Consider the following 20,838-nt stretch of genomic DNA (forward strand, 5'->3'; position numbering starts at 1 on the left):
AGCGGCGCCTGATGAGGCAGGTCGAAAATTGATGAGGTTGACAAATTGGCAACGCGCCTCTAAGGTTGCCAAAAATTCAACAGGGATGATGGATGAGGGTTTTCAAGAAGATCGCATTTGATGACGCTTCAAGGAGGTATCCCAATGATGCTGCGAACCTTGATGCCACCTATCGCTTGCTGAGTCGGTCAACGGCCGACACCTCCAGTGAGCTCAAAAGCACTTTCAACACGCTGGATCGCTTCACGCATAGAAACGGCTGGTATGTGATCGACATTGGCGGCAACAATTTACGGTTGGTTGCCGCTATTGAATTCAGCAAGCAACTGGTTTTCGTAAAACACATCTACACCCACGCCGAATACACCAAGGCAAACAAGTGGTACCAAAAGCAGAAAACGGGGATCCGACCATGAGTCCTGCAGTAGCCGAACGAACCGTAGATAAGACTGCCATTCGCGAATTGGCGCAGCGTATGGAAATACTTCGTCTGGACATGGATCGTCTGGGGGCGCATTTCCTGCATCACATCGACTCGCCAGAGGACTATCAGCAGGCGTTGACTGTCATCGATGAACTCACCGACGGCCAGGAACTGACGTCTGTCGAAAGCAATTTACTCGAGATTCTCTGTGACACAGTTGAGCGTTACGAAAGCAATGCACCGCAGTTCTCGGCATTCAATGCGCGTATAGCCGGGTTGACGGAAGTGGACCTGCTCAAGGCATTGATGCTGCAAAACCAGTTAACCGGTGCAGACCTTCCGGAAATTGGCGATAAGAGCGTGGTGTCACGCATTCTCAGCGGGCAGCGTCGTTTGACCATCGAGATGGTGGCCAGACTTGCAGCGCGGTTCCACGTCGATCCCGGAGCGTTTGTCCCTCGCATTGCATAAGGTCATTTGCTGACTGTGTTGAACAAACCCGCCAAGGCGGGTTTTTTCATACTCCACAACACCCCGTCACTCCCCTCGAAACTTTTGTCGCATCGCCCCGGTCACTTTTAAACACCTCATAAAGGGAATCAGGCGATGGCAAGGGCAATCTGGAAGGGCGCGATCAGTTTCGGGCTGGTGCATATCCCCGTCGCGCTGGTTTCGGCGACCTCTTCGCAGGGGGTGGATTTCGACTGGCTGGACAAGCGCAGCATGGATCCAGTGGGTTACAAGCGCATCAATAAGGTCACCGGCAAAGAGATGACCAAGGAAAACATCGTCAAGGGTGTGCAATACGAGAAGGGCCGCTATGTAGTCCTCAGCGAAGAAGAAATCCGCGCCGCTCACCCCAAGTCGACCCAGACCATTGAAATTTTCGGTTTCGTCGCAGGCGATCAGATCCCGCTGCAAAACATCGAGACACCTTACTACCTGGCCCCTGACAAGCGCGGCGAGAAGGTGTACGCCTTGTTGCGCGAAACCCTCGTGCAAACCAAGAAAGTCGCGCTCGCCAATGTGGTCCTGCATACCCGCCAGCACCTGGCTGCGGTAATGCCGCTGGAGTCGGCGATGGTCTTGGTGTTGTTGCGCTGGCCGTCTGAGGTGCGTGGCCTGGATACGCTGGAACTGACCGATGCGGTCACCGATGTGAAGCTCAATAAAAGCGAACTGGCCATGGCCAAGCGTCTGGTGGAAGACATGAGCGCCGACTGGACGCCGGAGGATTACCGCGACACCTTCCAGGATCAAATCATGGGACTGGTGGAAACCAAGGCCCGGGAAGGCAAGCTCGAAAGTGTCGAGACCGAGCCTGAGGACACTGATCGTAAAAGCGCCGACGTCATCGACCTCACTGAGCTGCTTAAACGTAGCTTGGCGGGTAAAGGTTCGGTCAGCAAAAAACCGGCAAAACCGGCCGCCAAAAAAGCCGAGCCTGCAGAAAAAGCGCCGGCCAAACGCCGAACACCACCGCGCAAGAAAACCACCAAGGCATCTTGAGGGGTATTGCCTGACGTCGCAGAGGATCAACCATGGCCAAGCAGCCCAGCGAATATGCCCGCAAACGTAATTTTGATATCACCAGTGAGCCTGCGGAGGCACCGGTCAAGGCCAGGAAAGGTAAGGCCGCGCACGCCCTGAGTTTCGTGATCCATAAGCACGACGCGCGCAACCTGCATTACGATTTTCGACTGGAGCTGGATGGCACTCTGAAAAGCTGGGCAGTGCCCAAAGGGCCAAGCCTTGATCCGACCCATAAGCGTCTGGCGGTGCATGTCGAGGATCACCCGCTGGGTTATGGCAGTTTTGAAGGCAGCATTCCCGAAGGTCAGTATGGCGCGGGTGATGTCATCGTCTGGGATCGGGGGATCTGGCAGCCGCATGGCGATCCGCAGCAAACCTATAAAGACGGCAAGCTCAAGTTCACACTGGTTGGGGAAAAACTCACCGGTGAATGGGCGCTGGTGCGCACCCGGCTGAAAGGCAGTGGCGACAAGGAACAATGGCTGCTGATCAAGGAGAAAGACGAGATTGCCAGGCCTGGCGCGGAATACGACATCGTTGCCGATCAGCCGCAGAGCGTGATCAGCGGCAAGTTGGTGGGCAAACCGGCGACGGGGAAAAAAGCGGCCCCGGCTAAAACCGCGGCGCCTGAAGCCAAATCTGCCAATACCAAACCCGCAAAGACAAAAGCTGCAAAAACCAGCAAGACCGTAAGCGTGGTCCCTGAAACGCTCGCCCCGCAACTCGCCACATTGGTAGATGCGCCCCCCAACGGGGAGTGGCTGTACGAAATCAAATTCGATGGCTACCGGATCATGACCCGGATTCTCGACGGTGAGGTGCGGTTGTTCAGCCGCAACGGCAATGACTGGACCGACCGTCTGCCGTTACAGGCCAAGGCGCTGCAATCCTTGGGGCCCAAAGACAGTTGGCTCGACGGCGAAATGGTCATGCTCAACGACGAAGGCCTTCCTGATTTTCAGGCTCTGCAAAACGCCTTTGAGGTTGGCCGCAGTAAAGACGTGGTGTATTTCCTTTTCGATGCACCGTTCATTGAAGGGCAGGATCTGCGGGAAACCCCGGTGGAGGAGCGCCGCGCTGCGCTGAAAAAGCTGCTTGGCAAAAGCCGTAGCAAGCTGTTGCGCTTCTCGGATGCGTTCATGTCCCGTCACAAGGATATTGTCGAAAGCGCCAGCGCTATGGGCCTGGAAGGCGTAATTGGCAAACGGGCCGGCAGTCTCTATCTGAGCAAACGCAACCCGGACTGGATCAAGCTCAAGTGCCGCTTACGTCAGGAGTTCGTCATCGTCGGCTTTACCCAGCCACAAGGCTCACGTAGCGGGTTTGGTGCATTGTTGCTGGCGGTAAACGGCGACGATGAGGATTCGGGGCTGGTGTATGCAGGTCGAGTCGGTACCGGCTTCTCCGAGCGGACACTTAAACAAATCAGCGAACGCCTGAAAAAACTGGAGCGTGATTCTTCACCCCTGGCAAAAAAACTCACCAGCGCTCAAGGGCGTGGCGTTCACTGGATTGAGCCTGAACTGGTCTGCGAAGCGGAGTTCGCTGAATGGACGCGAGAAGGGATCATTCGGCAGGGTGCTTTTATCGCGCTGCGCACTGATAAGCCTGCCAGTCAGGTCGTTCACGAATATCCGCAAGCGGCTAAAAATATCAAGAAAGCATCTCGAGCCAAGCCAGAAAAGCCCGAGAAGCCCGCCGTTGCGAGCAGAGGTCGAGTAGTGATTGCCGACGTGAACATCAGCCATCCAGAGCGGGTGATCGATACCGAGAGCGGCACCCAGAAAGCCGAACTCGCGCATTACTATGAAGAGATCGCCGACTGGATCCTGCCGTATCTGAAAGATCGCCCCGTGTCCTTGTTACGCTGTCCGGAGGGTGTCGCTGGGGAGCAGTTCTTTCAGAAACACTCGGAAAAACTGGCCATTCCCAACATCAAGCAACTTGAACCGGAGCTGGACCCGGGGCATGCACGCCTGATGGAGATCGATACCGTGCAAGCGCTGGTAGGCGCAGCGCAAATGGGCACTATCGAATTGCACACCTGGGGCGCGACCAGTGATCGCATCGAAACCCCTGACCACTTTGTACTCGATCTTGACCCGGATGACGCGCTGCCATGGCGCAGCATGATCGAAGCCACGCAAATGACCCTGGCGGTGCTGGATGAGTTGGGTTTGCAGGCGTTTATCAAAACCAGTGGCGGCAAGGGGATGCACATCATCGTGCCGTTACAGCGTCAGGCGGACTGGGAAACAGTGAAAGGTTTCGCCAAAGCCATCGCCGAGTTCATTGCCAAGCAACTGCCCGAGCGTTTCACCGCAACCATGGGGCCGAAAAACCGGGTCGGGAAAATCTTCATCGATTATCTGCGTAACAGCCGTGGCGCCAGCACCGTAACCGCGTATTCGGTACGTGCCAGACCGGGATTACCTGTGTCGGTGCCTGTGTCCCGCGAGGAGCTGGAAGGCCTGAAGTCCGCCCAGCAGTGGAACGTTGGGAACGTGCAAGAGCGCTTGCGCAAGCTCAAGGCTGATCCGTGGAAGGGCTATACCAATCGGCAGCGGATTACCAAAAAAATGTGGAAACAGTTGGGCGTCGAAGGGCGTTGAGCTTGTTCGGAGTTCAATTCCCTTTGAGCTCAGTTGTGACAAAGATACTTGATCTGAAATGCAATCCTATGTGGGAGCTGGGCTTGGTCTGGGCGGCATTCCGACGATACTCTGCAAACCCAATCGCGGGCAAGCCCAGCTCCCACAGGGAATAGCGTTTTAATTGGAAAATCCGGTAGTTTCACCCATGCGTATCCGCGCGTTCAGCCGGATAAAACGCGCCTTCCATGCTCATTCCCTTCAGCAACTCCCGAACCTTGGCCTCAATGCCGACCACGGTTGCCTGGTCTTCTATGTCCTCCACTTTCACCAGCAAGCGACTGCTGTTCTGGTCGTGAGTACCTTCGCTGAGCATGTCGTGGGTGAACACTTGTTCGGCGCGCCATAAGCACAGTTCGCTGGATCCACTCAGCCAGATCTCGTTGATTGTTCTAAGGTCTGTGGTAGCCAGTTGATCTACGGTGATCATCTTGTCCATTGTCTTGTACCTGTCAGTGAGTCGATACAAGTCTGACGTGCCGCCGTCACCGGTCGTTCAACCTGTGTCCCGACAAAGTCAGGCACCCGCAAATAAAGGGGGAATTCCATGACGCATCCTGCGGTTTTTACGCGCAGAAAAATACTCACCCTGGCCGCCGGTGCTTCGGCGGTATTCACGTTCGATTCGGCCGCTGCGCAGTCCAGTCCGCCGACGATCCCGTCGCCCACTTCACCTTCGACCCTGGACACAGGAGCAAACACCATGCTGACCCGAGCCATCCCGTCGAGCAACGAGCCACTACCCATGGTGGGATTGGGTACCTACCGTGGTTTTGATGTCGCGACCTCTAGTCCGGCGTACAAGAATCTGTCTGCGGTGCTTGATGCGCTGTTTGAAAAAGGCGGCACGCTGGTCGACAGCTCGCCCATGTATGGCCGTGCCGAGCAGACCACCGGTGAGCTGCTGTCGATTCATAAACCGCGTTCACCCGCATTTCTGGCTACCAAGGTCTGGACCCGAGGCCGTCAGGAAGGCATTCAGCAGATGGAAGAGTCTTTCAAACTGTTGCAGACCGACCGCATTGATCTGATGCAGATTCACAACCTGCTGGACTGGAAAACCCACTTGCCGACGTTGCGCAAATGGAAGGAAGAAGGGCGTATCCGTTATGTCGGTATCACTCATTACACGTCGTCGGCCTATGACGATGTAGAAGCGGTGCTCAAGGCAGAGCAGATGGACTTTCTGCAGATCAATTACGCGCTGGATGATCGCGCCGTCGAGAAGCGGATTTTGCCGTTGTGCCGGGAGAAAGGTGTGGCGGTGATCTGTAACCGGCCGTTTGGCGGCGGTGGTTTGCTGGGGCGGCTGCAGGGCAGACCGTTGCCCGGCTGGGCAGCGCAAGTGGGTGTGACCAGTTGGGCACAACTGGCTCTGAAGTTCCTGCTGGCGCATCCGGCAGTGACCTGCGTTATTCCCGGCACCGGTAACCCGAAATACATGCTGGAGAATGCTGGCGCCGGGTTCGGCCCGATGCTGACCGGCGCGCAGCGTGAGCAGTTGATTGATTTGGTTTGAAAATACAGGTGCGGGCTCCGGGATTTTCCTTCGTGGGAGCGGTGCTTGCCCGCGATAAGGCTGGACGCTGTTCACTTTAGATCGCGCCCAGCCTTATCGCGGGCAAGCACCGCTCCCACAGGGCGATACCATCCCAAATCAACGGCCTCAGCGATTCACCAGCTTGGCTGGCAGTGCAATCACCAGAAAGCTGCTCAGGATAAGGCACCCGGCGAAGAACCACATGGCGCCAGCGCTGCTGCCGGTGATATCAATGGCCATGCCCATCAGCGAGTTGCTGACCAGCCCGGCGATGTTTGCCAGTGAGCACGCCAGCGCAAAACCCGTGGCGGCAGCGCGGCCTTTGAGGAAGGTGGCAGGCAAGCTGAAGAACACCGGCACCGCACCGATAATCGCTGCTGAAGCAATCGCAAACAGCGCCACTGTTGCCACCAGGTTGTGAGTGAAGAATGTGCTGCTGGCCATGGCCACCGAGCCGATCAGGAACGGCACGATGATGTGCCAGCGACGCTCGCGATGGCGGTCCGAACTGGCCCCGATCAGCAACATGCCCAGCAGTGCCGCGATACTTGGCAAAGCGGTCAAGACGCCAATGTGAAAGGTATCGACTACGCCAGCGTTGCGAATGAACGTCGGCATCCAGAAGCCCATTGCGTAGGCGCTGAGCAGGATCGAGAAGTCGATACCGCCGAGCATCCAGACCTTCAGATTGAAAAAGCCATCGCGGAAGCTGTGCTTGCTGTCTTTGGCTTCAGCCTCATCCAGACGCAGTTCGCTTTCCAGCAAGGTCTTTTCTTCAGCGTTCATCCACTTGGCTTCATTGTGGTTATTCGGCAAGGCCCAGAACGTCAGGATGCCTAACGCGACACTCGGGATCGCCTCAAGGATGAACAGCCACTGCCAGCCGCGCAATCCGGCCGTCTGATCAAAGTGGCCCATGATCCAGCCGGACAGTGGGCCGCCGATCACGCTCGAAAGCGGCAGGCCGATCATGAACAGGGCAATGATGCGTCCGCGTCGATACGTCGGGAACCAAGTGGTCAGGTAAAACAGCACACCAGGCAGGAAACCGGCCTCCGCAGCGCCGAGCAGAAAGCGCAGGATGTAGAACTGCATGGGCGTGGTGACCAACATGGTGCAGGCCGAAAGCAGGCCCCAGGTGATCATGATCCGTGCGATCCAGATCTTCGCCCCGATTTTTTCCAATACCAGATTGCTGGGTACTTCGAAGAGGATATAGCCGACGAAAAACAGCCCGGCACCCAGGCCAAACGCGGTTTCGCTGAAGTGCAGTTGATCGAGCATCTGTAGCTTGGCAAAGCCGATGTTGATCCGGTCCAGATAGGCAGCCAGGTAGCAAAAGCACAGGAACGGAATCAGCTTCCAGGTGATCTTGCGATACATCGCTTTGACGGGGTCAGTGATGTCAGTCGCCGTGGTATTCACATTCGCAGAGGGCATGGTGGTCTCCTGGCGGAACCTATCGTTTTTGTTTAGCCGCATGTATCAGGCACTTCGGCAGCGCTGGCATGCGGCTTCCAAAGGCAGTGTCAGAAGACTGGAAAGCGCTCTTGCGAAACGTCTGCCCAGTGGGTTTGGCCAGTGTCGGCCTGACCAGCGCTCTATGGCCTGGTTCTTAACGGCAGTTGCGAGCTTCAAGCTATAAGCTGCAAGAGGCGGTGAGTTCAGCTTTTTTCTTGTAGCTTGGCGCTGGAAGCTTGCAGCTGCTTCATCGCCTCCACCTTGTTAACCACATCTCCATACTTGCTGTCGATATCGAACAGGTTCGCTTCGTGGGGAGCGGGGTGGCGGTCGCCAACACATTCACGGACCACGATGGTTCGGAAACCGTGTTGAACCGCGTCCACTGCAGTCGCCCGAATGCAGCCGCTGGTCGAACAACCGGCCAACACCACGGTATCGATCCCTTGTGCGTGCAGCATCGATGCCAGACTGGTGCCGAAAAACGAACTGGCGTACTGCTTGCTGATCACCACCTCGTCGGCGTTGGGCAAAACCTCTTCACAGAACGCTGCCAGCGGATTGCCTTCCACCATGTCTTTCATCACCGGGGCCTTCTTGACCCAGATGCCGCCGTCAGCAAAATGCCCTGCATGGTAGCGGATATTGGTGTGCACCACCGGTATCCCGTTCTTTCGGGCACAGGCCAGCAATTCGACGCTCTCGGTCACCGCACTGACCACGCCCGGTGCATACAAAGGGGCGCCTGGCTGGGTGTAGCCCTGCATGAAGTCGATCATCAACAAGGCCGGCTTGTTGCCGAAGCCAATACGCTGGCCCCAGACGCCCTGATAGTTGGCATCGGCAGATTGTTGCTCGCTCATATCGTGCACTCCGTTTTCAGTTCCGCTCAAGGCTGCATGTTCAGGCGATGGTTTCACCGAGGAAGTCACCGAAAGCTGCAAAGAATCCTTCCAGATCATCCCAGGGGATCATGTGCCCGGCGTTCGCCACATGGGCGATGCGCATGTCCGGTTGCAGCTCAAGGATTTCCGCTTCGTCTTCAGCCAGAATGACACCGCCACGGCCTGCCACGATCAGCTGTGCAGGCACCGGCAGCTTTGGCAGGTCCTGATGAAAATCGACTTCATGGAAGTCATTGAAAGCGCGGACGATCGCCGGTTCGTAACAGGTGTGCAGCCATTCGGCGCGCAGTTGCAGTTGTTCATCGGTCCAGGTGGCGCAGAACGCGCGCATGGCCTCGGCGTCCATTCCCTGCTGTGCCTGACGAATCGAATCCACGTACCACGGCAGTTTTGACGGATATTCGCGACGGCCGGGGCCTGAGACGGGCGGGTCGATCAACACCAGCTTTTGCAGGCCTTGAGGCTGGCGGACCGCGCTACGGGCGATAAAGCGGGCGCCCATGGAATGGCCCACCAGGTGATAGGTGCTGAAGTTCATGGCGGCAGCAAACGCTGCAATATCATCAGCGCAGGTGTCGACGCTGTAATCCAGCTCCGGTCCGGTAGAGGAAAGCCCACGTCCGCGAGCGTCCAGCACATAGGTGTCGAAATGCTGACCCAGCCGTTCAGCAACAAAGCCCCAGGTGATCGCCGGGCTGGTGATCCCCGGGATCAGAATCAGCGCGGGTTTGCTGCTGTGCGCCTGGCCGCCGTAGCGCAGGTAATGTTGACGGATACCGTTGGCCTGGAGGTTGCCGCCGTGGATAAAAGTACTCACGCTGGCACCGCCGATTTCAGTTCGTGGCCATACAGGTCGTAACCAAACACCCAGGCCGGATCTTCCTGGGTGCGTAGCCAGGTGTTGGCGTTGGAGACAGCCTGGACACGAGAAGCACGGTCCTTGCGGGCGGTTTCGTAGAGATCGAACGCGGTGCTGTAATCGCTCAGGCCGGTGGCTTGCAGACAACGGGTCAGCATAGCGGCGTCTTCAATAGCCATACCTGCGCCCTGGGCCATGTGCGGCTTCATTGGATGGCAGGCATCGCCCAGCAGCACCATGCGCCCGCGGCTCCAGATCGGCAGCGGATTGCGGTTTAGCAGCGGCCATTTGGTCACAGTTTCGCTGGACTCGATCAATGCCTGCACGGTGGGGTGATAGCCGGCAAACGCTTCGTACATTTCCTCGCGGCTGCTGTCGATCCAGTTGCCTTCGAAGTCCCACGCAGGGTGCGGCACGCCGGTCACGTAGTAGTACTCGTCGCGTTTGCCCGTGGTGTGGTAGACCATCATGTGCCGGTCGGCACTCCACCATTTCACGCAGTTCTCGAAATCCAGGTTGTACTTACTCAAGACGTGATTGGGGATCAGCGCCCGATGGGCTACCCAGCCGCTGTAAAGCGGTGCTTCCTGGCCGAGCAACTCTTCGCGAATTTTCGAGTTGATGCCGTCGGCACCGATCACGATGTCCGCTTCGGCGGTGGTGCCGTCGGTGAAACTCAGGCGCACACCGCTAGTTGTTTCTTCCAGGGTGCTCAGGCATTTACTGAAGTGCACGCTGCCGGGCGCAATGCTCGACATCTGCAAGGCATGCAGGTCGCCACGATGCACGGTGATGTAGGCCGCGCCGTATTCCTTTCGAGCAAACTCACCCAGCGGGATACGCGACATGTAATCACCGCTGGCGCCATCACGGCTGAACCAGAAATCAGGGTGCGAGCCCATGTCGCTGAGCTGCTGTTCGATGCCCATGTGGCGGAAGATTTTCATGATGTTCGGACCCATATGGATCCCGGCTCCGATCCGCGAAAACGCGGGCGCCTGGTCATAGATGTCGACTTTGAAGCCCGCCTGCTGCAATAGCGTGGCGGCTGCCGCCCCGCCCAGGCCTGCACCGACAATGGCTATCTTTTGCGTATCTGGCATGGGCTGTTTCCTTCGTAGCAGAGTCTTTGGCGGTCGGGAGAAGTTGTTCGTCCTGAGGTGTTTTTAAAGTGTATACGCTCTTTTTTTCTGATTGGAATAGCCTTCTCGAAAAAAATAATTCGAGCTGCAATTACCCGCGCAACCTAATGCAGCCCTTGTTTTGTTGGTTTGTGTGGAGGGGTGGGTAACAATCTGGCGTGGCTATTGCAGACCGCTCTCGATTGATGTCTTATCGTAAATATAAGGTGTACACACTATAAGAATGCACTGACTTGTAGCGCTGCGCCTTTCTTTGGTGCGTGTGCAGGCTGCGAAAGCAGATACGAAACATCACAGCGTCGAGGCACGACGAAGGAGAAATGAAATGGCGGTAAGCGATTGCGAATTGACCCAGATGTTCGAGCACGTGCTGGCCTTGTCGAAGGTCGATGCGACCCAGAGCGTGGCAGTGCTCAAGAGCCATTATTCAAACCCCAGAACCGTGCGTGCCGCGATGGAAGCTGCCCAGCGTCTGGGGGCCAAGGTGTACGCCGTGGAGCTGCCGTCGTTCAACCATCCCAAGGCCATGGGTAACGACATGACCGCTTACTGCGGTGACACCGCACTGACCGGCAATCTCGCGGCACAACGGGCGCTTGAAGCGGCTGATCTGGTGATCGATACGATGATGCTGCTGCACTCACCGGAACAGGAGCAGATCCTCAAGACCGGCACCCGGATTTTGCTCGCGGTAGAGCCCCCGGAAGTGTTGGCGCGCATGCTGCCGACCCTGGCCGACAAGGAGCGGGTCATGGCTGCTGAGCAGGTGCTCAAGGAGGCCCGTTCCATCCATGTGAAGTCCAGAGCGGGCAGCGATTTCAGGGCGCAACTCGGGCAGTATCCGTCCGTCACCGAGTACGGTTTTGCGGATGAGCCGGGGCGATGGGATCACTGGCCCAGCGGTTTTCTTTTCTCCTGGCCGAACGAAGAAACCGCCGAAGGCGTGCTGGTTATCGACGTTGGCGACATCCTGCTGCCGTTCAAGAATTACTCCCGCGAACAGATCATTCTGGAAATCGACAAAGGCTTCATTATCGAGATCAAGGGCGGTTTCGAGGCCGAATACCTGCGCGATTACATGAAGTATTTCAATGATCCCGAGGTTTATGGCATCTCCCACATTGGCTGGGGCCTGCAGCCCCGCGCGCAATGGACCGCCATGGGCCTGCACGACAAGAACGACGGCATGTGTATGGATGCCCGGGCGTTCTACGGCAACTTCCTGTTCTCCACCGGCCCCAATACTGAAGTCGGTGGCACTCGCAAGACGCCGTGCCATATGGATATTCCGCTACGCCGTTGCGATATCTATCTGGACGACAAGGCCGTGGTACTGGGCGGGGAAGTGGTCGCGCCTGAGGCGTCGCTGGCGCGTTGATTAAAATCAAGGGAGAACCTTGTGGGAGCTGAGCTTGCTCGCGATAAGGCTGGACAGGATTCCACTTCAGGCCGCGTCCAGTCTCTTCGCGAGCAAGCTCTGTTCCCACAGTGCCGCGTGCGCGGTTCTATTCTTGTTGCCCACAGGTTAACGTAAGCCTCTTTCCTCCTGCCCCGAGCCACGCCGTGCCCGATCCAACACCAGACACCCAAAAAGATTACACCTTCTCCGAACAAGTCGGCCACTTGCTGCGCAAGGCCTATCAGCGGCATATGGCTATTTTTCAGCAGAACGTCGGCGACTCTCAGCTGACCGCTGTGCAGTTTGTCACCCTATGCGCCGTGCGTGATCGCGGTCCCAGTTCCCTGACTGAACTGGTCAAGGCGACAGCGGTGGATCAGGCCACGATTCGGGGGATCGTCGAGCGCCTTAAAGCGCGTGACCTGATTACCCTGCAGCCCGATCCCGAGGACCGTCGCAAAGTCATCGTTGGCTTGTCCGACAGCGGTCGGCAACTGGTCCAGGAAACCGTGCCTCACGCCGCGCAAATTACCGAGCTGACCATGAGCAACCTCAACCCGGCCGAACGTGTGGCGGTGCTGTTTCTGTTACGCAAGATGATTGGGGACGGGGATGACTGATTGCGTGGACCTGTAGGGGCTGCCGAAGGCTGCGAACCATTCCCATGACACACCGCTTTCGCAGCCTTCGGCAGCTCCTACAGGAATAGTGTTCCCCTGAAGTTTTTGGCTGGCACGCTTCCTGCTCTCATTTCATGAAGTAAACACTTCATCAAATACCCTGAGTGGTCTCTGGGTAACGGAGCAGTCATGAGTGAGCAAGCGCTGGCGCTGGAAAAGACCATGACGCTCAAGGTCAATGGGCAGACCGCTGAGATCACGGCCATGGCTGACACACCGTTGTTACTGGTGTTACGCAATGACCTGCAACTCAACGGCCCCAAATATGGCTGTGGCCTGGGCGAGTGCGGTGCTTGTACGGTCATTATCGACGGCCTCGCAGCGCGCTCATGCGTGTTCCCAGTGAGCGGTGCGCAAGGTCGGGAGATCACTACGCTGGAAGGTATCGGCACTCGCGAGTGTCCGCACCCTGTGCAACAGGCGTTCATTGATGAGCAGGCCGCGCAATGCGGCTATTGCATGAACGGCATGATCATGACCGCCAAAGCCCTGCTTGATCGCATCCCCAACCCCAGCGAAGCGCAGATTCGTAACGAGCTGTCGGCCAACCTCTGTCGCTGCGGCACCCACATTGAAATCCTCCGTGCGGTGCTGCGTGCCGCCCGCCAGAAGTCTTGAACGGACGTTGCCATGACCCAGACCTTGCTGACTCGCGATCAACTCATGAGCAAGACCGGCGTTCTGCTGATCGTCGATAACATCCAGCCACCGTCCGGTCCGGTGGCCAAAGGTGGCGTGCCAGTCGTCAAGCCCATGGAGCTGGCGCTATTCATTGCCATCACTGATGACGGTCAGGTCTACGCGTTCAATGGGCACGTTGATCTGGGCACCGGGATTCGCACGTCTCTGGCACAGATTGTCGCCGAGGAACTGGATGTCGAGGCGGGTCAGATCAACATGATCCTCGGCGACACCGCCAGCGCTCCCAATCAGGGCGCGACCATTGCGAGCGCCACCCTGCAGATATCCGCGATTCCGTTGCGCAACGCCGCTGCCGAGGCCCGGCGTTTTCTGTTGCAGCGCGCTGCCGAGCGCATGGACGTTGCGCTTGAGACGCTGGCCATCAATGCCGGAGTCATCATCGCGACCGATGGCCGCCAGCTAAGCTTTGCCGAGCTGGTGGCGGGTGAGCATGTCGAGCTGAGCATCACCGGTAACGCGCCGCTTAAACCGATCGAGGACTATCGAATTGTCGGCAAAGACGCCGCCCGGGTCGACATTCCAGCTAAAGCCACTGGCGAACTGACCTACGTGCATGACATGCGACTGCCGGACATGCTTCATGGGCGGGTCGTACGCCCGCCGTACGCCGGGCTCGACAGCGGCGATTTCGTCGGCAACAGCTTGCTGGAAGTCGATGAGTCTTCCATTGCGCACATTCCGGGCATTGTTCGTGTGGTGGTGATTCGCGATTTTGTCGGCGTGGTGGCCCTGCGCGAAGAGCAGGCGGCCAAGGCGGCGCAGGCACTGAAAGTCACCTGGAAAGCCTGGAATCATAAATTGCCCGACATGAATGACGTTGCCCAGGCGATTCGTGATAACCCCAGTGTGCAGCGGGTGGTGCTGGACAAGGGCGACATTGAAACGGCCCTTGATCAGGCCAGCCAGCGCATGCCCCGCACTTACCTGTGGCCTTATCAGATTCATGGCTCTATCGGACCTTCCTGCGGACTGGCGGATTATCACGAAGAGGGTATCCGGGTCTGGTCCGGCTCCCAGAACCCGCATTTGCTGCGCGCTAATCTGGCCTGGCTGCTGGAGTGTCCGGAAGAACGCATCGACATCATCCGCATGGAGGCGGCCGGTTGCTACGGGCGAAACTGTGCCGATGATGTGTGCGCCGATGCCGTGTTGCTTTCTCGGGCAGTGGGTCTGCCTGTGCGGGTACAGCTGACCCGCGAGCAGGAGCATGTCTGGGAGCCCAAAGGCACGGCGCAGTTGATGGAGGTCGATGGCGGCGTCAACGCCGACGGCAGCGTCGCCGGTTACGACTTCGCCAGCAGTTACCCTTCCAACGGAGCGCCAACCCTGGCGCTGCTGCTCACCGGCAGGGTGGAACCCGTCGCGGCCATGTTCGAGATGGGCGACCGCACCTCGATCCCGCCTTATGATTTCGAGCACATGCGGGTCACCATCAATGACATGTCGCCCATTGTCCGGGCGTCATGGATGCGTGGGGTGTCGGCGTTGCCCAATACCTTCGCCCACGAGTCCTATATCGACGAACTGGCGTTCGCTGCCGGGGTCGATCCGGTGGAATATCGCCTGCGCTATCTGCATGACGAACGCGCCGCCGAACTGGTCCGATCCACGGCCGCGCGCGCTGAATGGACACCGCGTACCGAGCCGATGCAGATTCCCGAGCAGGGCAACGTGTTGCGCGGCCGTGGCTTCGCTTACGCGCGTTACATCCATAGCAAATTTCCTGGCTTTGGCGCGGCATGGGCCGCCTGGGTCGCGGATGTCGCCGTGGACAAACTGACCGGCGATGTGTCGGTAACTCGCGTCGTCATCGGCCATGACGCGGGCATGATGATCAATCCGGCAGGCGTCCAGCACCAGATTCACGGCAACGTGATTCAGTCCACCAGCCGCGTGCTCAAGGAGCAGGTGACGTTCGAAGAGTCCACCGTGAGCAGCAAGGAGTGGGGCGGCTATCCGATACTGACGTTCCCGCAGGTGCCGAAAGTCGATGTGCTGATGATGCCGCGCCAGAACGAGCCGCCGCTGGGGGCGGGTGAGTCGGCTGCCGTGCCCAGTGCCGCAGCGATTGCCAACGCGATCTACGACGCCACCGGGATTCGTTTTCGTGAATTGCCGATTACCGCCGAGCGCGTGCTGGCAGCGTTGAAGGGCGCGGGGGAGGAGTCCAGCAGCAATCCGACGCAATCGCCAAAATCCAAACGCTCGAAATGGTTGTTCGGTTCATTGTTCGCGGCGTTCGGCGCAATTCTCGGCGTCGCGGCAACCGCCTTGCCCTGGCGTGCGGAAATCGCCCCGATCACGCCGCCTGCTGCAGGCACCTGGTCGGCTGCGACGCTGGAGCAGGGACGTTTGCTCGCAGCCGTGGGCGACTGCGCGGTATGTCACACCGCACCGGGCGGCAAGACCAATGCCGGTGGTCTGGCGATGGATACGCCGTTCGGCACGCTGTACAGCAGCAACATCACGCCGGACCCGCAAACCGGAATTGGCAACTGGTCGTATCCGGCGTTCGAGCGTGCCATGCGCGAGGGCATCAGTCGTGATGGCAAACATCTGTATCCAGCGTTCCCTTACACCGCCTTTCGCAATATCAACGACGCCGACATGCAGGCACTGTATGCCTACTTGATGGCCCAGGAGCCGGTCAGCCAACCGGCCAAGGCCAATGACATGCAGTTCCCGTTCAACCTGCGGCCGTTGATGGCGGGATGGAACGCGTTGTTCTTGCGCAAGGGTGAAATTCAGGCGCAACCGCAGCAAAGCGCGCAATGGAATCGCGGCGCGTATCTGGTTAACGGCCTGGGACATTGCGCGGCCTGTCATTCGCCGCGCAATGCGCTGGGCGCAGAGAAGGGCGGGGCTTCGTTCCTGGCGGGCGGGATGGTCGATGGCTGGGAAGCGCCAGCGTTGAATGGCCTGTCGAAAGCCCCGACGCCATGGACTGAAGATCAGTTGTTCAACTATCTGAGCAGCGGCTATTCCGATGCGCACGGGGTCGCCACCGGACCAATGGGGCCCGTGGTCAGCGAGCTGTCGAAACTACCCAAAGCCGACATCCGCGCCATGGCGGTTTACCTGACGTCGCTGGACGGTGTGGCGCAAGCGGCTCCTGCTCCTGAAGCGGTTGCTCAGCCGAGTGCTTCGCAGTTGGCGTTGGGTAATGGCAGACGGATTTTCGAAGGCTCGTGTCAGGGCTGTCATGCGGATGGGAGCGGCCCCACACTTTTCGGCGTAAGCCCTTCATTGGGCAGCAATACCAACGTACACAGCGCGCTGCCGGACAACCTGATCAAGGTCATTCTGCAAGGCATCCCCACGCCAGCAACGCCGGATCTGGGTTACATGCCGGGGTTCAAGGACAGCTTGTCTGACACACAGATCGGCGACCTGGCCGCTTATCTGCGCAACCGTTTTGCGCCGAACGAAGCGCAGTGGCAGGGCCTGCCGGAGAAAGTCGCGCACTTAAGGGCTAATCCGGGGACGCATTGAGTGTGTCAGGGCCCAGACCGATGTTGGAGCGAGGCTTGCCTGCGAAGAACGATGACGCGGTTTACCTGTTGTCACTCGGCGCTTCTTTCGCGGGCAAGCCTAGCTCCAACAGGTCGTTAAGCATGCACCCCACGCATCACCAGATCACTGATGAATCGCAGCCAGTCATCTTGCTCACTCGGCTGCGCCAGGTCATGGCCGAGGAATGAGGTCAGGGTGTGCTGGTTGGAGTTATAGAAATAACAAAGCGAGGCAATCATCAGGTACACATGCTTGATGTCCAGGTCCTTGCGAAACACGCCTTGTTGCTGACCCGCTTCGATGATCGGTCGCAGCACATCGACCGCTTCACCGGACAGCCTGCGTAACTCGCTGGATTGTTTGGCGTGCTTGCCCTTGTGCAGGTTTTCGATGCTCAGGATGGCGACGAATTCCGGATGCTCGACGTAGTAACCCCAGACAAACGCCACCAGTTCACGCAAGGTCTGCTCGGGTGTGGACGGGTCCAGCTTCAGCAGGCTTTCGGCATGGTTGAACTGCTCGTAGGTGTGTTCCAGCACCCGCACGAAGAGCTTTTCCTTGCTACCGAAGTAGTAATAAAGCATCCGGTCATTGGATTCGGCTTCGCTGGAAATCTGCTCGATCCGCCCACCGGAATAGCCATCACGCGTGAACACCTTGATCGCCGCCTTGAGGATGCGGGCGCGAGTCTGGTCAGCCCGTTGCGCCCTGACGCCAGTTTTCTTGTTCACGCGCCGTCCCTTTTCCGTTAGAGGATGCGATAGAGCAAACGCTCGGCACGAACCCTGCTCACCCGTCGCAGAAAGGTGCGCACAGCGTCTGGATAATCGTTAAGGGTATCCAGCTCATCGTACTTGCCGACGCGCTGGGTATTACGCATCAAATGCTCCACTTCAGCTTCCCGCGGGGCGATCCACTGGCCTTTGGGATCGTCGATCAGCAGACCGTTTTCCAGGTCCAGATTAAACGCTCGCGGGTTCAGGTTGTTGCCCGTCAGCAGGGTGTAGCGATCATCAATCCACATGCCCTTGAGGTGGAAGGTGTTATCGCCGTCCTTCCACAAATGCAGATTCAGCTTGTGCCGGGCGATAGCGTTCTGGTGCTTCTGGGCAAACCGTCGCAGGCTGATCTCGTAGAGATAGGGCAGGGCGGAAATAACCTTGAACGGCTCATCGGCGGGGATGAAAAAGTCGTTGGCGGTCTTGTCGCCAATGATGATGTCCACCGTCACGCCACGCTTGAGGGCACGATTGATTTCGCGCTTGATGGACAGCGGCACGTTGAAATACGGCGTGCAAATAGTCAGACGGGTTTTGGCAGCAGCAATCAACTCGACAATCGTGCGGTTCAGAGCATTACGCGGACCAACGCCCAGCAGCGGAATCACCCGCAACTCGCCATTCTCACGCTCGCCCTGGTGGGTGTCGTAATTCGCGCGTTTGAGGTGATTACGGAAAGTGCGAATCTCGCTGCGCAAGCTGCGGGAAGTCGGCGGCGACGGCAGGTCCAGACGATGCACCGCGTGTGACGGCAGAATCTCGCGCTGCACCATGTCCTGGAACGAGTCTGCCAGCTCTTTGCTGCTCAGAACGTGATAACGATCCAGACGATACTTGTCGAGCTTGTGCAGATAGACGTTGTTGATACTGGCGCCGCTGTAGATCACGCAGTCATCGATCACGCTGCCTTTCAAATGCAAGACGCCGAATAACTCACGCGTTTGCACCGGCACGCCATACACCGGCACTTCCTGGTCGTATTCCAGATGCTGAGCCTGATACCAGGCGGCATTACCCAATTGCCGTCCGGCACCGATCAGGCCGCGTTGGGCCCTGAACCAGTCGACCAGCACCACCACATCCAGCTCTGGCCTGGCAGCCTTGGCGGCATACAGCGCGTCGAGGATTTCCTGGCCAGCTTCGTCCTGCTGCAGATACAGGGCGATGATGTAGATCCGGCGGGTCGCCGCAGCGATCTTCTCCAGCAGGCAACGGCGGTAATCGGCAGCAGAAGGCAGAATCGTGATTGCATCGCCAGGCAGGGTAAACCCGCGCAGGGCGGCAAGGTTGGAACGACGGAAGTTGGACCGCATAAGCCTCTCGAAAGGTTAAACCAACAGGTGGTGAGCTTACACGAGCGAAACGGGTTGGTCGTGGTGCTCTTGCTGCGCGGCAATGTTAGCGCTCAGCAATGTTGATCTGTAGAAGCTGGCTCAATGTCCATCGCATCTCGCAGTTATCGGTCAAACGGCGGATCTGTAGGAGCGCACGAGCACCGCGAGGCCGCGATGGCCGTGTGTCAGGCAGACCGCTATCGCGGCCTCGCGGTGTTCGTGCGCTTCTACAGTCTCATTCGACGTTTACTCTGCATTTACCGCAGCAACCCCGGCTTTTGCCACTTGCGCGTCCTGCGCTGCCTGAACACCTGACACACCGACTGCACCAATCACCTGACCATCGACAATCACTGGCACGCCGCCTTCCAGTGAGGTTAGTAATGGCGCCGAAAGGAATGCGGTGCGTCCACCGTTAACCGACTCTTCGTAGCTTTTCGACTCCCGACGGCCTAACGCGGCGGTACGAGCTTTTTCGATGCCGATGTAGCTGCTGATAGGCGAGGCACCGTCGAGACGCTCGAAGCCCAGCAAATGGCCGCCGTCATCAACCACAGCGATGGACACGGGCCAGTTATTGTTGATGGCATCCTGGCGGGCGGCAGCAAGAATCTGGGTCACTTCGATCTGAGTCAAAACAGCTTTGGTTTTCATCGTTTACTCCGGACAGTTGTTTTAAAGGAAGTGTTAAATCGTAGTCTGCAAAGCGTCTTCTATCAGTTCGATCCAGTGCCTTACCGGGGTCCGCCCGGTGCCCGACAGATGAACCTGACAGCCAATGTTCGCAGTAGCGATGACATCCGGTTTGCCGCTTTCCAGCGCGTTCATTTTTTGGTCGCGCAACTGGCGGGACAGCACCGGTTGCGTGATTGAGTAAGTCCCGGCCGAGCCACAGCAGAGATGGCTATCGGGTACGGCCGTGAGATTGAAGCCCAGGCGCAACAATACACCCTCGACCGCACCGCCGAGTTTTTGCGCGTGTTGCAACGTGCAGGGGCAATGAAAGGCCAGACGTAGATCACTGCGGATACCGAGGCTTTCCAGCGATTCGTCGCGCAACACTTCCACAAGGTCCCTTGCCAGCGCGCTGACTCTTTGAGCCTTGGCGGCATACGCCGGGTCATGACTAAGCAGATGCCCGTAATCCTTGACGAAAGCCCCGCAACCGCTGGCCGTCTGGACGATGGCCAGTGCGCCGTCCTCGATGGCTGGCCACCACGCATCAATGTTGCGTCTGGCGCGATCAAGGCCTTCGTCCTGAGCATTCAGATGGTAGTCCAGTGCGCCGCAGCACCCCGCTTGTGCGATGGGTATGACACTGATGCCTAGACGATCCAGCACGCGCGCGGTGGCTGCGTTGGTATTGGGGGACAGACCGGGTTGCACGCAGCCTTCGAGTAACAAGACCTTGCGTGCATGCCGCACTGCGGGACGCGTCCTTGGCTGAACAATGTTCGCGGGCAGCTTTGCTTTCAAACTGTCTGGCATCAGCGGTCGGAACGTGGTGCCCAGTTGGGTCAGCGATTTGAACACGGCTGCGTTGGGCAACACGTTGCGCAAGCCTTCACGCAGGACCCGTTGCCCCAGTGAACGCGGCACGGCGGCGTCCACCACGGCGCGGCCGATGTCCAGCAGATTGTGATAATCGACGCCTGAAGGGCAGGTGGTTTCGCAATTGCGGCACGACAGGCAGCGGTCCAGATGCAACTGGGTTTTTTCGGTGACTTCGTTACCTTCCAGCACCTGCTTGATCAGATAAATGCGCCCGCGAGGGCCGTCCAGTTCATCGCCCAGTAGTTGATACGTCGGGCAAGTCGCGTTGCAGAATCCGCAGTGCACGCAGCTGCGCAAAATGCTTTCGGCTTCTTCGGCCCGAGGCAGTTGCCGGGCGTGTTCGCTCAGGGTGGTCTGCATGG

18 protein-coding genes are annotated in these 20,838 nt (G+C 58.2%); 9 read left to right on the forward strand and 9 right to left on the reverse strand.

Annotation, left to right across the window (positions count from 1 at the left end):
• Positions 1-92: 92 nt before the first annotated feature.
• The 4 genes from ABRP31_RS09330 (at position 93) to ligD (ending at position 4,569) form a co-directional block, all read left to right on the forward strand.
• Positions 93-416, forward strand: a complete 324-nt coding sequence (locus ABRP31_RS09330) for a type II toxin-antitoxin system HigB family toxin (RefSeq protein ID WP_349970656.1) — start codon at positions 93-95, stop codon at positions 414-416.
• Positions 413-895, forward strand: a complete 483-nt coding sequence (locus tag ABRP31_RS09335; protein ID WP_349970657.1) for a transcriptional regulator — start codon at positions 413-415, stop codon at positions 893-895. The genes ABRP31_RS09330 and ABRP31_RS09335 overlap by 4 nt, the downstream gene beginning before the upstream one ends.
• A gap of 135 nt (positions 896-1,030) precedes the next feature.
• On the forward strand, positions 1,031-1,933 hold the full coding sequence (locus ABRP31_RS09340; protein WP_027899379.1) for a Ku protein: 903 nt from the start codon (positions 1,031-1,033) through the stop codon (positions 1,931-1,933).
• 32 nt (positions 1,934-1,965) lie between these two features.
• On the forward strand, positions 1,966-4,569 hold the full coding sequence (gene ligD / locus ABRP31_RS09345) for a DNA ligase D (protein ID WP_349970658.1): 2,604 nt from the start codon (positions 1,966-1,968) through the stop codon (positions 4,567-4,569).
• A gap of 181 nt (positions 4,570-4,750) precedes the next feature.
• Here ligD and ABRP31_RS09350 read toward each other — a convergent pair whose 3' ends face one another.
• Positions 4,751-5,047, reverse strand: a complete 297-nt coding sequence (locus ABRP31_RS09350; protein WP_349970659.1) for a hypothetical protein — start codon at positions 5,045-5,047, stop codon at positions 4,751-4,753.
• A gap of 108 nt (positions 5,048-5,155) precedes the next feature.
• Between ABRP31_RS09350 and ABRP31_RS09355 the strand changes: the two genes are divergently transcribed.
• Positions 5,156-6,127 (forward strand): aldo/keto reductase, encoded by a 972-nt coding sequence (locus ABRP31_RS09355; RefSeq protein ID WP_349970660.1) that lies wholly within the window; start codon positions 5,156-5,158, stop codon positions 6,125-6,127.
• Positions 6,128-6,274: 147 nt separating this feature from the next.
• Here ABRP31_RS09355 and ABRP31_RS09360 read toward each other — a convergent pair whose 3' ends face one another.
• The 4 genes from ABRP31_RS09360 to ABRP31_RS09375 form a co-directional block, all read right to left on the reverse strand.
• Positions 6,275-7,588, reverse strand: a complete 1,314-nt coding sequence (locus ABRP31_RS09360) for an MFS transporter (RefSeq protein WP_349971003.1) — start codon at positions 7,586-7,588, stop codon at positions 6,275-6,277.
• Positions 7,589-7,812: 224 nt separating this feature from the next.
• Positions 7,813-8,472: an N-carbamoylsarcosine amidohydrolase gene (locus ABRP31_RS09365; protein WP_349971002.1), complete on the reverse strand. Its 660-nt coding sequence runs from the start codon at positions 8,470-8,472 to the stop codon at positions 7,813-7,815.
• A gap of 40 nt (positions 8,473-8,512) precedes the next feature.
• Positions 8,513-9,331 carry an alpha/beta hydrolase gene (locus ABRP31_RS09370; protein WP_349971001.1) on the reverse strand — a complete coding sequence of 273 codons (819 nt, stop codon included), beginning with the start codon at positions 9,329-9,331 and terminating at the stop codon, positions 8,513-8,515.
• The gene (locus ABRP31_RS09375) at positions 9,328-10,476 is read right to left on the reverse strand and encodes an FAD-dependent monooxygenase (RefSeq protein ID WP_349971000.1); all 1,149 of its coding nucleotides are present in this window, start codon (positions 10,474-10,476) and stop codon (positions 9,328-9,330) included. The genes ABRP31_RS09370 and ABRP31_RS09375 overlap by 4 nt, the downstream gene beginning before the upstream one ends.
• Positions 10,477-10,840: 364 nt before the next feature.
• On the opposite strand from ABRP31_RS09375, the gene ABRP31_RS09380 reads away from it, so the two are divergent.
• The 4 genes from ABRP31_RS09380 (at position 10,841) to ABRP31_RS09395 (ending at position 16,788) form a co-directional block, all read left to right on the forward strand.
• On the forward strand, positions 10,841-11,893 hold the full coding sequence (locus tag ABRP31_RS09380; protein ID WP_349970999.1) for a 2,5-dihydroxypyridine 5,6-dioxygenase: 1,053 nt from the start codon (positions 10,841-10,843) through the stop codon (positions 11,891-11,893).
• Positions 11,894-12,078: 185 nt separating this feature from the next.
• Complete coding sequence (locus ABRP31_RS09385) at positions 12,079-12,534, forward strand: MarR family winged helix-turn-helix transcriptional regulator (RefSeq protein ID WP_349970998.1); 456 nt, start codon at positions 12,079-12,081, stop codon at positions 12,532-12,534.
• A gap of 189 nt (positions 12,535-12,723) precedes the next feature.
• The gene (locus tag ABRP31_RS09390; protein ID WP_349970997.1) at positions 12,724-13,212 is read left to right on the forward strand and encodes a (2Fe-2S)-binding protein; all 489 of its coding nucleotides are present in this window, start codon (positions 12,724-12,726) and stop codon (positions 13,210-13,212) included.
• Between the two features lie 12 nt (positions 13,213-13,224).
• Positions 13,225-16,788: a molybdopterin cofactor-binding domain-containing protein gene (locus ABRP31_RS09395; protein ID WP_349970996.1), complete on the forward strand. Its 3,564-nt coding sequence runs from the start codon at positions 13,225-13,227 to the stop codon at positions 16,786-16,788.
• 116 nt (positions 16,789-16,904) lie between these two features.
• On the opposite strand, the gene ABRP31_RS09400 is transcribed toward ABRP31_RS09395, so the two are convergent.
• From ABRP31_RS09400 to glcF, 4 genes are all read right to left on the reverse strand, one after another.
• The gene (locus tag ABRP31_RS09400) at positions 16,905-17,540 is read right to left on the reverse strand and encodes a TetR family transcriptional regulator (RefSeq protein WP_349970995.1); all 636 of its coding nucleotides are present in this window, start codon (positions 17,538-17,540) and stop codon (positions 16,905-16,907) included.
• Between the two features lie 17 nt (positions 17,541-17,557).
• Positions 17,558-18,901: a CDP-diacylglycerol--serine O-phosphatidyltransferase gene (gene pssA / locus ABRP31_RS09405; RefSeq protein WP_349970994.1), complete on the reverse strand. Its 1,344-nt coding sequence runs from the start codon at positions 18,899-18,901 to the stop codon at positions 17,558-17,560.
• A gap of 267 nt (positions 18,902-19,168) precedes the next feature.
• A complete protein-coding gene (locus ABRP31_RS09410) occupies positions 19,169-19,576 on the reverse strand; it encodes a heme-binding protein (RefSeq protein ID WP_349970993.1) in 408 nt (135 codons plus the stop codon).
• Between the two features lie 33 nt (positions 19,577-19,609).
• A complete protein-coding gene (gene glcF / locus ABRP31_RS09415; protein ID WP_349970992.1) occupies positions 19,610-20,836 on the reverse strand; it encodes a glycolate oxidase subunit GlcF in 1,227 nt (408 codons plus the stop codon).
• Positions 20,837-20,838: the final 2 nt, after the last annotated feature.

The sequence above is a fragment of the Pseudomonas caspiana genome (assembly GCF_040224095.2).
Taxonomy (GTDB): domain Bacteria; phylum Pseudomonadota; class Gammaproteobacteria; order Pseudomonadales; family Pseudomonadaceae; genus Aquipseudomonas; species Aquipseudomonas caspiana.